Source organism: Cytobacillus kochii (genome assembly GCF_020171845.1).
GTDB lineage: Bacteria > Bacillota > Bacilli > Bacillales > Cytobacillaceae > Cytobacillus > Cytobacillus kochii.
Genome location: NZ_JAIVAM010000013.1, coordinates 1 through 13744, shown reverse-complemented (window position 1 = coordinate 13744; position 13744 = coordinate 1). Strand labels below are relative to the sequence as shown.

The window sequence follows — 13744 nt, the reverse complement described above, 5'->3', positions numbered from 1 at the left end:
TTCTTGAAAGTTTCATCTATTTTTCTTTTTTGTTTGACTAGCTATAACATAATTATTACTAAGAAATTCTACACCCAAATAAACCATATAGATCTAAACAGAGTACATTCGTATCACTTTTAAAAATAAATAATGATAGGAGCTAATAAGTAAATACTTGTAAATTTTTTAACATTTACGAAACCGATTAAACAAGAAAAGCGTATGCATAATAACGAAAGGAAATGATGATATGTATTTTCCATCAAAGAAAGATTTATGGTTGTCAATAACCTATTGGTTATGTGCATTGATTTTTATTATTCCACCCATCTTCTTTCCAAACTTCGGTGTTTGGATAAGCCCATCGTTTCTAGATAAACCATGGATAAAAATCTTTACTTTATCGCTCATTGGATTATGTCTGCTGTGGATTTGGCTTAAGACAGGGTATACAATTAAAAGCGATGTTCTTACTATTCAATATGGCCCTTTTAGGTGGACAATCAAGATAGCTGAAATACACAGCGTTACGGAAACGAAAAACCCGTTTACAGCTCCTGCTTTGTCTATTGATAAACTTGAAATTAATTATGGGAAGTTCAAAACAATTGCCATTTCACCTAAAAACAAAACTGAGTTTATCAATCAACTGAGAAAGCAAAACTTAAATATTAGCACCGATAAGGTCAATGGGTAGGTTGTACATTTTCCAGATATTCAATCAATCAATATCTATAAAAGAAAAAACCCTGATTACTCTCCTAAGAAAGGTCAGGGTAGGGTCTTTAAACTGGATTTACTGGGTGTTTTCTCGAAACGATTGGTATATCTTTTGTTGCGTATAACTCAAAGCGGTTAATAAGGGCACTTCTAAGCTCGTCAGGAGCGATAATATCATCTATAATGAGTTCCGATGCCAATTTATAAATATCAATTGTTTCCTTATATTCTTTTTGTTTTTCTTGTACATACGCAATGCGCTCTTTCATATCTTCAATTTCATTAATCTTATTAGAATAAACAGCATTAACTGCAGCCTCAGGTCCCATAACGGCTATTTGAGCAGTTGGTAAGGCAATACAGCAATCCGGTTCAAAAGCAGGTCCCGCCATCGCATACAATCCCGCACCGTAAGCTTTCCTGACAATAACTGAAATCTTCGGTACTGTCGCGGAACTCATTGCCGCAATTAACTTCGCACCATGTCTAATAATACCTGCTCTTTCTACTTTTGTGCCAATCATAAACCCTGGAACATCCGCTAGAAATAACAATGGAATATGATAAGCATCGCATAGTGAGATAAACTTTGCTGCTTTGTCAGCCGAGTCAACGAAAAGAACGCCACCCTTAACCTTTGGCTGATTCGCTATAATTCCGACTGGCTTTCCATCTATTCTCGCTATTCCAGTAATAAGTTCAGCTGCGAATAATTTCTTCATTTCAAAAAAACTATTCTCATCAACGAGTTGTTCAATACATTCATACATATCAAATGGGGCATTTTGATTCACAGGAATGATCTCTTCTAAAGACTTACCAGCTTTAGGCGCCACAGATTCTTTAGTTGGAGGTAACTCTTGAAAATTCCCCGGAAAATAAGATAAATAGTTTTGTGCAACTGTAATCGCTTCTTCTTCACTGTATGCTAAGTAATCACCACAACCACTAACAGAACAATGCATTCTTGCACCGCCCATTTCTTCTAGGGAAACCTTTTCCCCAATCACTTTTTCCGCCATTCTTGGTGATCCTAAATACATAGAAGCATTCCCGTCTACCATAATGACAATATCACAAAAAGCGGGAATATACGCGCCGCCTGCTGCCGATGGTCCAAATAGTAAACAAACTTGTGGTACAACACCTGAAAGTTTTACTTGATTATGAAAAATTCTCCCAGCACCTCTACGGTTTGGAAACATATCTAATTGATCAGTTATTCTTGCACCGGCTGAATCTACTAAATAAAGCAAAGGAGCTTTAAGTTTTTCAGCTGTTTCTTGAATTCGAATAATCTTTTCAACTGTTCTAGCTCCCCATGATCCTGCTTTAATAGTAGAATCATTCGCCATCACACAAACTGTGCGCCCATTAATCTTTCCTACTGCTGTGATGACTCCATCAGCTGGCAATCCTTCCTCACTACAGTTAGCAAACTTACCATCTTCTTCGTAAAAACCATCATCCAATAATAGTTCCAAACGCTTTCGTGCAAATAATTTATTTTGGCCTTCCAGCTTTTCGTGGTATTTAGGTGCACCACCCGCTTCAATTTTCTTTCGTCTCTCTTTTAAATCGTCTGTTAATGTTTGTATCGTTGTCATGATTTATCTCTCCTTATTCTAAAACTAATAAAGAATCGCCTTCATTTACAAAATCACCGATATTAACTTTTAATTCAGCTACCTTACCGCCTTCATTGCTCTCAACAGGAATTTCCATTTTCATACTTTCTAAGACAAGCACTTCTTGCCCTGCAGTAATTTCATCACCATTTGCAACTAACACATTAAGAACTGTACCTGCCATATTTGCTACGATTTCTTTCATTTTCTTTTCCTCCTTGGGTTGTATTACTGTTTTTTTATTAAAGATTTATTTTTCAAAAAATCAGTTGTATATTTACCTTTACTAAAATCTTGATCATCTAAAATTTCTACAAACAACGGAGCATTCGTTTTAATACCGGAAATTTCTAGATCATTAAAAAATTGTGCTGCCTTTTGTAATGTTTCCTCTCGGTTCTCCCCGTTTATAATACATTTTGCTATCATTGGATCGTAAAATGGAGTTACTTTAGAACCTTCAACATAGCCATAATCAATACGGACACTATCAAGGTTTCCCCATTTTAGTTCACTAATCGTACCAGGTGAAGGCATAAATGTAACGGGATCTTCCGCATACAGGCGGAACTCCATCGCATGTCCAACTGATTTAATTTCACTTTGCTTAAGGGGAAGTTCATTCCCTTTAGCAATCTCAATTTGCCATTCCACGAGGTCTATCCCGGTGATTTGTTCTGTGACAGGATGCTCGACTTGGAGACGAGTATTCATTTCAAGAAAGTAGAAATTCTCATCCGCATCGACGATAAATTCAACGGTACCAGCATTTTTATAACCTACTGCCTCGCCTGCTTTAATAGCAGTCTCAAGCATCTTATCCCTCGTTTCCGTTGATAGAGAAGGGCTAGGCGATTCCTCAATGACTTTCTGATGCCTTCTTTGAATAGAACAATCTCTTTCAAATAAGCTAACAATTTGTCCCTTATCATCACCAAATATTTGTACCTCAATATGACGACTACCCTCTATACACTTTTCTACGAATACTTCATCACTGCCAAAGTATGCTTTCGCTCTTGATTTTGTCGAGGAGAAGGCATTTTTGAGCGCTTGCTCAGTTTCACAGCGCACCATACCGATTCCACCACCGCCCCCACTTGCCTTAAGCATAATAGGGTAACCATATGTTTCAGCTAAAGCAAGAGCAGCTTCGACTGTTACAACACCACTATTGCTACCGGGCACAATAGGTACACCCGCTTTTTCCATCGTTTGCCTGGAAATAATCTTATCTCCCATTTTTTCAATTGTGTCAGGGTTTGGACCGATAAAGATAATACCCGCTGCATGAATTCTCCTAGCAAATTCTGCATTCTCAGATAAGAAACCATAGCCTGGATGAATGGCATCAACTTTCTCTGCTAAAGCTATTTGAATGATTTTCTCAACATTTAAATAAGATTGATTGACCGGTGGTGGTCCAATGAGAAATGCTTGATCTGCCTCGATAACAAAAGGCAACCCTTCATCTGCCTCTGAGTATATTGCTATCGTTTCGATTCCCAGTGCTTTACAAGTTTTAATAATTCTTAAGGCAATTTCTCCTCTATTGGCAATTAAAATTTTCTGCAATCATTTATTCTCCCTTCGTTCGTTGTTACAATAACCAAATGCAAATAAATATAATTTATCGCAATATTCCCTATTTCTACAAGGTTCGCTCTTTTTCCTTCTTTTTTATTGAAAACGCTTACGTTTATTTTTGAACAATACATTTTTATGTCTTGAATGATAAAAGAATGACAGTTTACTAAAGAAATTTTCTTAATATTGTTATATAATGATATAGAGTAAGCGCATTCAATAAATTACATAGGTGTTTTAGGGGGATGAATCATGAGCTATAAAGTTGAAAGACTAAAAGTAAATTACAGAACCTTAGAAGATTTTAAAAAGTTTAAAGAATATGGTCTTCAAGAATTATCAATGCTCGAGGATCTAGAAGGCAATATAATAGAAAACGGAAGCCAATCGCCTTTTTATGGCATTTACTTTGGGGACCTACTCGTTGCCCGCATGAGCCTTTATAAAGTAGAAGCTAAATTCGACCGTTACTTCCAACCTTCTCATGATTATTTAGAACTTTGGAAGCTTGAAGTATTGAAGGATTATCAATCAAAAGGTTATGGAACAGCACTTGTTAACTTCGCCAAGAGCTTTAACCTACCTATTAAGACAAACACGAGAATTAAGTCAAAGGAATTCTGGGAAAAGATGGGCTTCACTTCAGCCCAATATGATATGGATAGGGATTTAGGGGAAAATCCTGTTCTATGGTTTCCCGAAGGTATGGTAAAGGAATCTTTAAAAGAAGACGAATAAACATAAATAGGCACTCCATTAGGATGGAGTGCTCTTTTATGTTTATAATTTGAAATAAACTGTATAAGGAAATTTAAGTATAAATAGTATCATTAGTAATTGTTAGATAGAAACTAAACACGAACATTTTTTTCGCGATCGTCTGTTTTTAGTACAACCATTTTTCTTGCCTTCTCCATTATTTCTACAAGCGCCTTATAATCCTGCTCCAATGTTTGTATTTCTTTTAATAACCTTTCATTTTCAGCAGCTAAATAATAAGTTTGTTTTTCTAAAGAAATAATTTTGCCCTCATACTGAGATAATGAGTTTTTTTCAGCAGAATTGGCGTTTTCCGCTTGTTCATATACAGATTTAAGGCTCTCTACAATTTCATTAAAGCTTAATTGCTGGTGGCTTGAAACCTGTTTATCTTTTGCCGCCTCTTCAACAACCAATGATGTTAGTTCTGGGTCCTTTTTACGGTTCTTTAATTCTTTCCGTTGTTTCTTTGCTACATCTATCGCTTTCTTATATTGCTTTCTTACATAAGAGTTCCAACGAAACCCACATGCAGCGCCTGTTCTCGATAGCTTTTTACCCACTTCTTCAAATGCTTGAAGTTGTGTTCCTCCCCCTCTTATCTGGCGAAGAACGACTTCCGCTAGCAAAATATCTTCATCTTGTGACCACGCATCTTGACGAGTAGAAGACATCCCTAACCCCTCCTAGTAGTGTTTTTATTTCATCTTATGCTTATACTAGAAAAGATAGACTTAAACATGGGATATTCACTCGTTTTCTTTATTTACTTATTTTTTGTTAAAAATTTATTGACCGCTTGATGATGACTTTCCATACTCCAAAGGGTCGAGCAAGTGCGAACTTCTTCTTCCATTCTTTTTTCTAATTGTGTGACCTTCCACTTACGAACAAGGATCTCTTTATAGGCAGATAAAACATCTGTATGAATTCTATTAATGTTGGCAAAGAATTGTTGCACTACTTCCATACTCACTTGATCATAAATAGCATGAATAAAACCTTTTTTATACAAGTCTTCTGCCGGCAGTGGCCTAGCTTCCATCAGTAACTTTAAAGCGACTTCGTTCTCCAACTTCTCTAACAATAGGCTACCTCCGCCCCAACCTGTAGTAATGGCTAAAGTACCTTGAATAAAGCCCATTTTCGTTCCTTTTTTAGCGATGCGGAAATCACATGCTGTAGCTAGTTCACATCCACCACCTACTGCCGTTCCATTAATAAGGGCAATTGTCGGCTTGTTGAGTGTAGTGAGCTTATATAAAATCTTTGACATTTTAGATAGCATGTTATAGGCATCTTCTGCAGTGATCAAATTTTGAAAAGCAGATAAGTCACCACCAGAGCAAAAAGCACTCTCTCCTTCTCCAGTGATGACCAAGCCTTTTATGTTTGCTTCTTGTTTAGTCATTTCAATTACTTTAAGTAGGCCATCCATTACCTCATAATTAATGGCATTTCTCTTATGTTCTCTAGTAATCGTGAACACAAGCAAATTTTCTTCTTTATGTATTAGATAACTGCTCATTATCATCAAATCTCCTTTAAAAAGTATAATATAACTAAGATAATTAGGAATCCGTTTTGCAAAGCATTTAGGTCCATTGTGCTTATACCTTGGATGATGCGTAATAGGTGATTACAAGTGCTCAAGAATACTTCACTACATATCTTATCTACTATGCCAGCTAAATTGACAATAGAAAAAACGCTGAAGCTTTTATTGCTCCAGCGTTTTGTCATATGAAAAATTAGTTGTTTACAACTTCTTTTCCTTTGTAAGTTCCACAAGCTTTACAAACGCGGTGTGAAAGTTTCATTTCACCACAATTTGGGCATTCTACCATACCAGGAACCTGTAATTTAAAATGGGTACGACGTTGTCTTTTTGCAGTTTTAGATGTTCTTCTAAAAGGTACAGCCATTATTCCCACCTCCTTATAGAGATTTAGAGTCGTTCAAACTTGAGGATTAACTTCTATTAATAAAATAGAGTAGAAAAGGCCTCTCTATATTTTGAACATACACTATGAAGAAAAAATTATTAAGACCAGTTTTCACTGTTTTCTTCCAGTTATGAGTCAGAAGAATCCTTTTGATTAAGTAGCTGAGCAAGTCCAGCAAGACGTGGATCAATCTTTTCCGTTTTCTCTTGCTCGGAAATGACCTCCCAATCTTTTCCTGATTGAGGAGCGCCCTCTTCACCGCTATCATCGCAGAATACTTGCATAGGGACCTCAAGCACAAGCAGTTCATGTATAATAGGCATCATGTCTATTACATCACCTTGCACTTGATGAACTTCCTCTTCAGTTTCATAATCACTAGCTTTCAAGAGGAATGTTTCAATTGTTTCCACATTAATTGGATATTTAACGTCAACTAATGTGCGAGAACAAGGGAGAATCAAATGACCTTCCATTTTAAAATGGATAATCACTTTCTCAGAATCAATATCTGCTCGACCAGTAATCCTCATTGGCGATGCATCTCTGATTTCAGCATCCATTTTGACTACTTCATCCACATTGACGATTTCATCAAAAGAGAAGTCCTTGCTTCGATATTTCTGTAACTGACTTAAAGTCCATTTCATATAAATCACCCCAAGGCAACAAAGGTAATTATAGCTTTCATATAATTATTTGTCAATATTTTTTCTTTACGGCTTGAAAAGTGCATACTGTGCATATTGTTGATATAAAGGGGTTTTCTTGAACTCCCTTTGTGCATAGTGTGTACAAAATGAACTGCCCGCAAACATTGAGTGGTCACTTAGGTGGTCACTCTTTTTTTTCTTAATAGTGGACTCTTAGCTAGGACATTATTACACATTCTATACCCATATGCAATCTTATTGTTATCTTTCTTGAATTTTAATTTTGTTCCTTCATATTATATCTTTCAATTAAGTTTTTTCTTCTTTTCTTACCAAATCCCTTTCAAGATACCTCTTTAATTCGCTATCATAACTTAGTTCTTTCTTTGCTATCTCTGCGAGAATATCATAACATTTCTTCATATTAATATCTGTGTAAGGTCCACGTTTAATAATCGCTTTCATAAAAGCACCTCATTTTCTATTTAACCTCATTAAAGGTTTTTACTTCACTCGGTATGCTGGCACATAGTTTTGTGATCTCTTTTTTGCGCTTATCACTACATGTGAAGAAGCAAAGTTTAGGCATTAAGTTGAAATGATTTTGTATTTCTGACCACATTTCAATATATTTCATTATTTTCTTTCGGTTATCCTGCATTTTTCGTATGTTATCTATCTCAACTAAATTTACATATCCATTTCGTGTGAAGCCAGCATCAGGAATAATGACTTCTTTATTAACCACAGTTAATCCTTTAATTTGTATGCCAAAGTTATATCCTTGCTCCTTTGTAGTTTCAATTGGATATTCTCTTTTCCAGTCGAAAGGACATCCATAGTAAATATAAGCGTGGTTACATAAAAGCATATGATCAAATAAGATGGATTTTTTAATTTCTTTGTCAGATCCAATAAGGTCACGACCATCTTTATTTAGGTAAACAATTTTTTGAGTGGAGCGAGTCACATGTAAATATTCTCCTAATCCATGAATGACTTTACACGTATTACGATATGATCCTAATTTTAAGATTTCATGTAACTGTTTAATACTCACAACACCTAACTTATCAATAACTGATAGGATATGCTCTATACGTTCAATGTTCATTTCTTTTCACCTTTCTCTGAACTGTTCATTAGGTGAACTGTTCAGTGTATTGTTCTTTTTTATGTGTGACTAAGGTTAAGGGTTATTTTTAATTGTTCTTTTTAATTGGGACTATACTACGTATACTCTATTGTTTTATGTTTTTTTGTTTTTGTGTGATCACTTCACTTAAATTTTTTAACATAAACTCATCATTTATATATGGTACTTGAATAACTCGATTTTTTTCTATTTTGTATATTGCGCGTCCAGGTATGCTTGGTAATTCTTCAGCACCATTATCATCTAAAATTACTCTGCTTGCTATTTGTGAGGCAGCTATAAAAGATAATCTAGCTACAATGTTCATTTTCACTTGCATAGGAACCGCCTCCCGCGTTGGATACTGAGTGCAAAATGTAAGTCGATAACCCAATCCTCCTCCGATACGTGCGATTTCTGATAAGGCTCCTTGGCAAAAACGAGCATACTTCTTTAAGTCTTTATCAGCAATAATGTCTGGAGATAATTCAGCACCTTCATCCACAATTACAAATGTCCGTTTTTTTATTGGAGTATCAACAATATTTGTAAAACCATTATTTTTCATATGTTTTTGGCGCTTTTTTATATCCTCTAGAATGTATGCTAACGTTTTAGTTGATTCAAACAAATCACATGCAATGGATTTTACATTGGGTAACCCTTCATATTTACTGAACTCCATACCACCTTTTAAATCTAAAATATAAAACTCAACATCATCTGGATTTGTTATTGCTAATGAGTAAAAAATCTCTTTAATAAACACTGTCTTTCCAAAGCGAGTAACGCCTCCAACAAGCATATGAGGATATTTATCAAAGTCATGGTAAAGTGTGCCTTCATGATTTTTCCCTATAGGCACTTCCCATTTATGAGCAAGAATATTATTATCAAACGTCCATTTTTGGGGAAGTTTTTGATTATAAACGTTTATTTTTAATAATCCTTCATACTCAATTTCAATATCTTTATTTAATCCATCTTCAAAAACAGGTTTAATCTTATTAAAGATTTCGCTTGGTATTCCGAGTGGTAGTGTATATAGAAAAGTGGTTTTATGCTCTTGTTTAATTGTTTTGTATAACTTCGGGTAACTATATGTTTCTCCATCTTTCACACAAATTCTGGCATTCTTGAATATTTCCTCAATCTTTTTCCCGTCTGACATTTTTCTCTTTGGGAGCATCGCGGCAGCAGCAATTAGTAAAGGTGGAGCAAACCATTCTAACATTTATTAACCCTCCCAATACTTATCTATTATTTTTTTCTCAAGTAAACTATAGGATTCGACATCAATCGCATCATGTCTATAAAGGTGATCTAAAATACTCTCATATTCTTCTTCACAATCCGCCTGGTTATATAAGTTATTTAGATGTTCAGAACTGAATAAATAGGGACCTTCTAACTCACTGAAATCTCTATCTTTGTAATAACCATTTTTAATTCTCGCCTCTTTGTATCCATCAAAAAACGACTTTATAAAGTTATTAATCATTTAAATTCCTCCTATAAAAATAAATTCGTTAAATGTTGAAGCAGATATAGCATGCCTCCATATTTAGTTACTTCTAAAGCCAAGTTAATTGCTGTCTGATTAACCTTAATGCCGTAACCCTCCATAATTGTTACCCCTACCAAGCTACCTCCAGCTACTCCAATAGCTACTAATCCAAATGTTATCGGGTCCATGTGTCATCATCCTTTCTTCAGTGTCTAGTTCAGTGTATGGGCGAACGTCTAAAAAATTGCTTGTACTTTAAATTTTATTTTGATTTTTTTCAAAATATTATTTTGAAGGTTATTTAAATACACGCCAAGAATATAATATTGAGGTGAGGAGCTGATGAAAAGTAAGGTAGGCGAAGCGATTGAAAATGCAGGATTTAAGAAGAAATATGTAGCTATAAAGTTAGGTATATCTCAGACTCAACTTTCTAATTGGATAAGCGGCCGTTCGTTTCCACCATTAGAAAAGGCGTTTAAACTAGCTGAAATGTTAAATGTAAAAGTCGATGATTTATATGAAAATGAAAAAGAGGAAAAAACCGAATCCAAATTATAGTATAATTCGTATGTAATACCTAAAAAGACAAAATTAGGGGGATAATAATGAAAAAAGTATTATTTATTTTAGTAATTTCTTTATTTTTAGCTGCTTGTGGTAAAAGTGAAGCATCGAATGAACCAGAAAATAAAGAAAAAAATGAAGAAGATATGAGTCAATCTGAATGGATAGAAAATCAAGAAAAAGATAATGATAAAGAACTAACTGAAGAAGAGCAAGAAGCTCACTTTGAAGAAACTGGAGAAATTATTGATCCTGAATTCGGCATAATGAAGACAGTAGGTGTAGGTTTTAGTGATGAAGTAGGAATCGACGGTACTGATGCCCCAATAAAACCTATCGAGATGGGACCTATGAAATTATTTATCGAGAGCGTAGCAATATTAGATGTTGAACCAAACGAAGATATGAAATTTATGTTTGATGATAAAGATAAAGCAAGAGCAGTTATCGTTGATATGAAAGTTGAAAACACATCTGATGATGACATAACTTTCGACCCCAATAGCGCAATCATAGTAACTGATACAGGAGAGCAAGTTGAATCTGATCTGATGTTGATGGGTGATGCTGGTGGAGATTTCTTGGGGAAGGTAACTAAAGAAGGTCAAACATGGTGGTTGTTAAAAGACTTAGAGAAGGACGTTAAAGAGTTAACAATGATTATAAGTCCTCCTTATAAAACAGAGAACTGGGAAGATGAAGGGGAAGAAAAACGCATTAAATTTGAGGTTTTAAACTGGGAAGATGCAAAAAAGAAAGATGGCAAAGAGTAATAAAATTAGCCCCTCCAATAGGAAGGGCTTTTACTTTTTACTTCTTAAAAATTTTAGCACTAGTATCAGAACCGACATAAATATTACGTTTACCTCTAGATGTTTTAATGGTGACGACATTTGCCTGCGGTTTATCAATGATCTCGTACGTTAACCCTCCAAATGCAGCAGGAGTAAGTGACCAATCAGAGTTTTTAGTAACTGGAGCTACATTGAGCTTATAAGTCCTCCATGTCTTTGCTGAAGCTGGTAGAGTAACATATTCTTTTTTCGGCTTCGGTTTTGGCTTAGTTGCTGGTTTGGTATTGCCTCTCATTAAATTCAAGAGTTTTGTGTTTTGAGCCGCTTTGCCAGAATAATTTTCAATACCGTACTTCGCAGCCAGTTTTTTTCTATTAGCCAAGGAAGAATCCACATTGATGGATTTTAGATAATCTATAATACTTGTGCCTGTGTATTCCTTCGTTGAAGGTTTTTCAACTGGTTTTGGAACAGGCTTAGAAACACTCGGCTTTGAAGGCGTAACCTTTTTGTTCAGCACTGCTTTATAATCAAATACAGGACATTGTTTCCATGAATAACCGCTAAATTCATTATGCCCTTTTACATATTTTATGGTTGGGTATGCCTTTTGTAACGCTTCAACTAAGTTACGTAAACTTTCCTCTTGCTCATTAGTAGGCTTCTCATATCTAAAATCACCAGTTAAACAAATACCGATGGCATAATTGTTATGATCCCCAACATGGTAGGTACGTAATTCGATGTCATTACAAAATTTAATTGTCCCATCAGGCTCAATTACATAACTATAACCAATGCTTGGCCAACCGTGTGTATCTACATGATAACGAGCATAGCTTTCAGCATTAGAACCTGCAAGACCTTGTTTAGTTAAACTATGATGAATAGCTAATGTCGTTTTACCTTTTAAACTTAATACAGGGAACTTTAAAACAGGATGCCTTTTCACTTTGTTTCTAAAGTCCACAAATTTTGGTATATTTAATAATCCTGCCATTTAAATAACACTCCTTTTTAATATTTTTGGATATAAAAAAGACTGCCCTTTTGGACAGCCTTTAATTTATTTTCCTTTTCTAACCAAGCCTTTTGTTGTTTAGCTTTTTTGGTAAAGCCGTAATGATTTTTATAAATCGTGTACAAATTTACACCAAGAAGAATTCCACCTGATAAGACTACACCAAAGGCATTAATGCTCGCATCAGTTAACCACTGAAATTCAATGTTCAATGTACCTAAAAACAGCATAATCGCTGAGAAGAAGCCCACTATTTGTTTTACCACATCATTAATCATGTCTCTCACCTCCTTTCAACTGGATTTCTAGACCATGCACCCTTTTATCTAATCTGTTAATTCTCATGTGGATGGCTTTACGATCATCATCACTCTCTTTCATTTGCTCACGGAACTCATCTATAGATTTTTGCAAATTGGCAATTGCATCACTTAATGGCTTGATAATAATTGTCTTAAAAATATAAGAGATACCCCCAAAGAGAGTACCTACGACAGCTAAAGTTGCCGCCCATTCTTGTATGGTCAATCCGATAAAAGTCAAAATTCTCCCCCCTTATGCAAAATAAAAAAGCCTTACTCGGCTTAACCATTTCTTAATCTCGCTAATTCTTCTTCAAGTTCTTTGATGCGTTTTTCTTCTTCCGTTAATTCAGGTACTTCAATAACTTCTCCATCTTTTACCACTAGTTCTGGCTTACCATCCGTAATAACTACCTTACATTTATACAATTGATGTTCCATATAATCCTCAATTCGAAAAAAGAAAGGAAAGGGTTCTTTAGCTACTATGTTAATACCACAGTAAGTTTTAGTAATATTTCCTTCATTATCTGTGTCCATAAATGCCTCTAACATATTATCACCCACTTATTGTTTTAATTGTATACCTCATATATGTTGAGACACCTGAAGCATAACTATTAAATTTAAGATAAACACCTATATTTCTAAATGTTGGACGCCCTAGATCAATTGTTATAGTTTGAAAAGTGGAATCATCTACGTTGTTATAAGGAAATCCTAAAGTAGCATTCACCTTTACAGTTTCTCCTGAATCCATATTAACCAAATCTACACGACAGCCAGCCTGTAGTGTTCGTGCCCATACAACAAGTGTAAGGTAACGTCCAGAATGTTTAAAATACAAGGCATCGGCTATGACACTTGTAAATGAACGAGTCATAAAGAAATTATTGCTAACAGTTACTTCGGGATCCATATAGAAGGGTGTTGCACGATCAATTAAAAAATCACTCTGCATGACGCCGTTTAAAACTGCTACTGCATTATCTGGTCTTACAATATTAACAGCTCCTGTGACATTAACGTTATTCGCATCTAATTTACCTGAAGTAATTGCGTCAGCAACTATCCCTTCATAGGTAATTGCACTTCGATATGTCTTGCCAGCGTCTCGACTAAACCCTAATCCATCTGTATTAA

The 13744-nt window shown here is 35.2% G+C and carries 20 protein-coding genes and 1 pseudogene; 4 read left to right on the top strand and 17 right to left on the bottom strand.

The annotated features are described in order from the left end of the window. Nucleotides 1-232: 232 nt before the first annotated feature. On the top strand, nt 233-679 hold the full coding sequence (locus tag LCM23_RS20060) for a PH domain-containing protein (RefSeq protein WP_224938527.1): 447 nt from the start codon (nt 233-235) through the stop codon (nt 677-679). Between the two features lie 88 nt (nt 680-767). Here the strand turns inward: LCM23_RS20060 and LCM23_RS20055 are convergent, their stop codons facing one another. From LCM23_RS20055 to LCM23_RS20045, 3 genes are read right to left on the bottom strand one after another with little or no spacing between them, the layout of a single operon-like run. Further along, nucleotides 768-2309 (bottom strand): acyl-CoA carboxylase subunit beta, encoded by a 1542-nt coding sequence (locus tag LCM23_RS20055; protein ID WP_224938526.1) that lies wholly within the window; start codon nt 2307-2309, stop codon nt 768-770. 13 nt (nt 2310-2322) lie between these two features. Continuing rightward, on the bottom strand, nt 2323-2535 hold the full coding sequence (locus LCM23_RS20050) for a biotin/lipoyl-binding carrier protein (RefSeq protein WP_095369626.1): 213 nt from the start codon (nt 2533-2535) through the stop codon (nt 2323-2325). Between the two features lie 23 nt (nt 2536-2558). Continuing rightward, nucleotides 2559-3905, bottom strand: a complete 1347-nt coding sequence (locus tag LCM23_RS20045) for an acetyl-CoA carboxylase biotin carboxylase subunit (RefSeq protein ID WP_224938525.1) — start codon at nt 3903-3905, stop codon at nt 2559-2561. A gap of 264 nt (nt 3906-4169) precedes the next feature. Between LCM23_RS20045 and LCM23_RS20040 the strand changes: the two genes are divergently transcribed. Next, nucleotides 4170-4655, top strand: coding sequence for an N-acetyltransferase (locus LCM23_RS20040; protein ID WP_095369628.1), 486 nt, complete (start codon nt 4170-4172; stop codon nt 4653-4655). A 113-nt stretch (nt 4656-4768) separates the two neighbouring features. Here the strand turns inward: LCM23_RS20040 and LCM23_RS20035 are convergent, their stop codons facing one another. The 9 genes from LCM23_RS20035 to LCM23_RS19995 all read right to left on the bottom strand — a co-directional run bounded on the left by LCM23_RS20035 (nt 4769) and on the right by LCM23_RS19995 (nt 10105). Then, nucleotides 4769-5350 (bottom strand): RsfA family transcriptional regulator, encoded by a 582-nt coding sequence (locus LCM23_RS20035; RefSeq protein ID WP_224938524.1) that lies wholly within the window; start codon nt 5348-5350, stop codon nt 4769-4771. Nucleotides 5351-5442: 92 nt separating this feature from the next. Next, entirely contained in the window at nt 5443-6204 is a 762-nt protein-coding gene (locus LCM23_RS20030; RefSeq protein WP_224938523.1) for an enoyl-CoA hydratase/isomerase family protein, read from the bottom strand. Between the two features lie 223 nt (nt 6205-6427). Then, nucleotides 6428-6601, bottom strand: coding sequence for a 50S ribosomal protein L32 (gene rpmF, locus LCM23_RS20025; RefSeq protein WP_095369631.1), 174 nt, complete (start codon nt 6599-6601; stop codon nt 6428-6430). 149 nt (nt 6602-6750) lie between these two features. Next, nucleotides 6751-7272, bottom strand: coding sequence for a YceD family protein (locus tag LCM23_RS20020; protein ID WP_224938522.1), 522 nt, complete (start codon nt 7270-7272; stop codon nt 6751-6753). Between the two features lie 312 nt (nt 7273-7584). Continuing rightward, on the bottom strand, nt 7585-7740 hold the full coding sequence (locus LCM23_RS20015; RefSeq protein WP_224938521.1) for a hypothetical protein: 156 nt from the start codon (nt 7738-7740) through the stop codon (nt 7585-7587). A gap of 16 nt (nt 7741-7756) precedes the next feature. After that, on the bottom strand, nt 7757-8389 hold the full coding sequence (locus tag LCM23_RS20010; RefSeq protein WP_224938520.1) for a hypothetical protein: 633 nt from the start codon (nt 8387-8389) through the stop codon (nt 7757-7759). A gap of 127 nt (nt 8390-8516) precedes the next feature. Then, on the bottom strand, nt 8517-9644 hold the full coding sequence (locus LCM23_RS20005; RefSeq protein ID WP_224938519.1) for an FtsK/SpoIIIE domain-containing protein: 1128 nt from the start codon (nt 9642-9644) through the stop codon (nt 8517-8519). Between the two features lie 3 nt (nt 9645-9647). Further along, a complete protein-coding gene (locus LCM23_RS20000) occupies nt 9648-9911 on the bottom strand; it encodes a hypothetical protein (RefSeq protein ID WP_224938518.1) in 264 nt (87 codons plus the stop codon). 11 nt (nt 9912-9922) lie between these two features. Next, on the bottom strand, nt 9923-10105 hold the full coding sequence (locus LCM23_RS19995; protein ID WP_224938517.1) for a hypothetical protein: 183 nt from the start codon (nt 10103-10105) through the stop codon (nt 9923-9925). Between the two features lie 154 nt (nt 10106-10259). Here LCM23_RS19995 and LCM23_RS19990 point away from each other — a divergent pair, with 154 nt between their 5' ends. Next, nucleotides 10260-10478: a helix-turn-helix transcriptional regulator gene (locus LCM23_RS19990; protein ID WP_224938516.1), complete on the top strand. Its 219-nt coding sequence runs from the start codon at nt 10260-10262 to the stop codon at nt 10476-10478. 47 nt (nt 10479-10525) lie between these two features. After that, the gene (locus LCM23_RS19985; protein WP_224938515.1) at nt 10526-11257 is read left to right on the top strand and encodes a DUF4352 domain-containing protein; all 732 of its coding nucleotides are present in this window, start codon (nt 10526-10528) and stop codon (nt 11255-11257) included. A 37-nt stretch (nt 11258-11294) separates the two neighbouring features. Here the strand turns inward: LCM23_RS19985 and LCM23_RS19980 are convergent, their stop codons facing one another. The 5 genes and pseudogenes from LCM23_RS19980 to LCM23_RS19960 form a co-directional block, all read right to left on the bottom strand. Further along, entirely contained in the window at nt 11295-12278 is a 984-nt protein-coding gene (locus LCM23_RS19980) for an N-acetylmuramoyl-L-alanine amidase (RefSeq protein WP_224938514.1), read from the bottom strand. Nucleotides 12279-12295: 17 nt separating this feature from the next. Next, complete coding sequence (locus tag LCM23_RS19975) at nt 12296-12577, bottom strand: phage holin (RefSeq protein WP_224938513.1); 282 nt, start codon at nt 12575-12577, stop codon at nt 12296-12298. Then, nucleotides 12570-12842, bottom strand: coding sequence for a hypothetical protein (locus LCM23_RS19970; protein ID WP_224938512.1), 273 nt, complete (start codon nt 12840-12842; stop codon nt 12570-12572). Before LCM23_RS19970 ends, LCM23_RS19975 begins: the two co-directional genes overlap by 8 nt. 41 nt (nt 12843-12883) lie before the next feature. Beyond that, entirely contained in the window at nt 12884-13141 is a 258-nt protein-coding gene (locus tag LCM23_RS19965) for a hypothetical protein (protein WP_224938511.1), read from the bottom strand. A gap of 19 nt (nt 13142-13160) precedes the next feature. After that, a pseudogene (locus LCM23_RS19960) lies at nt 13161-13744 on the bottom strand (hypothetical protein); the annotation flags it as partial.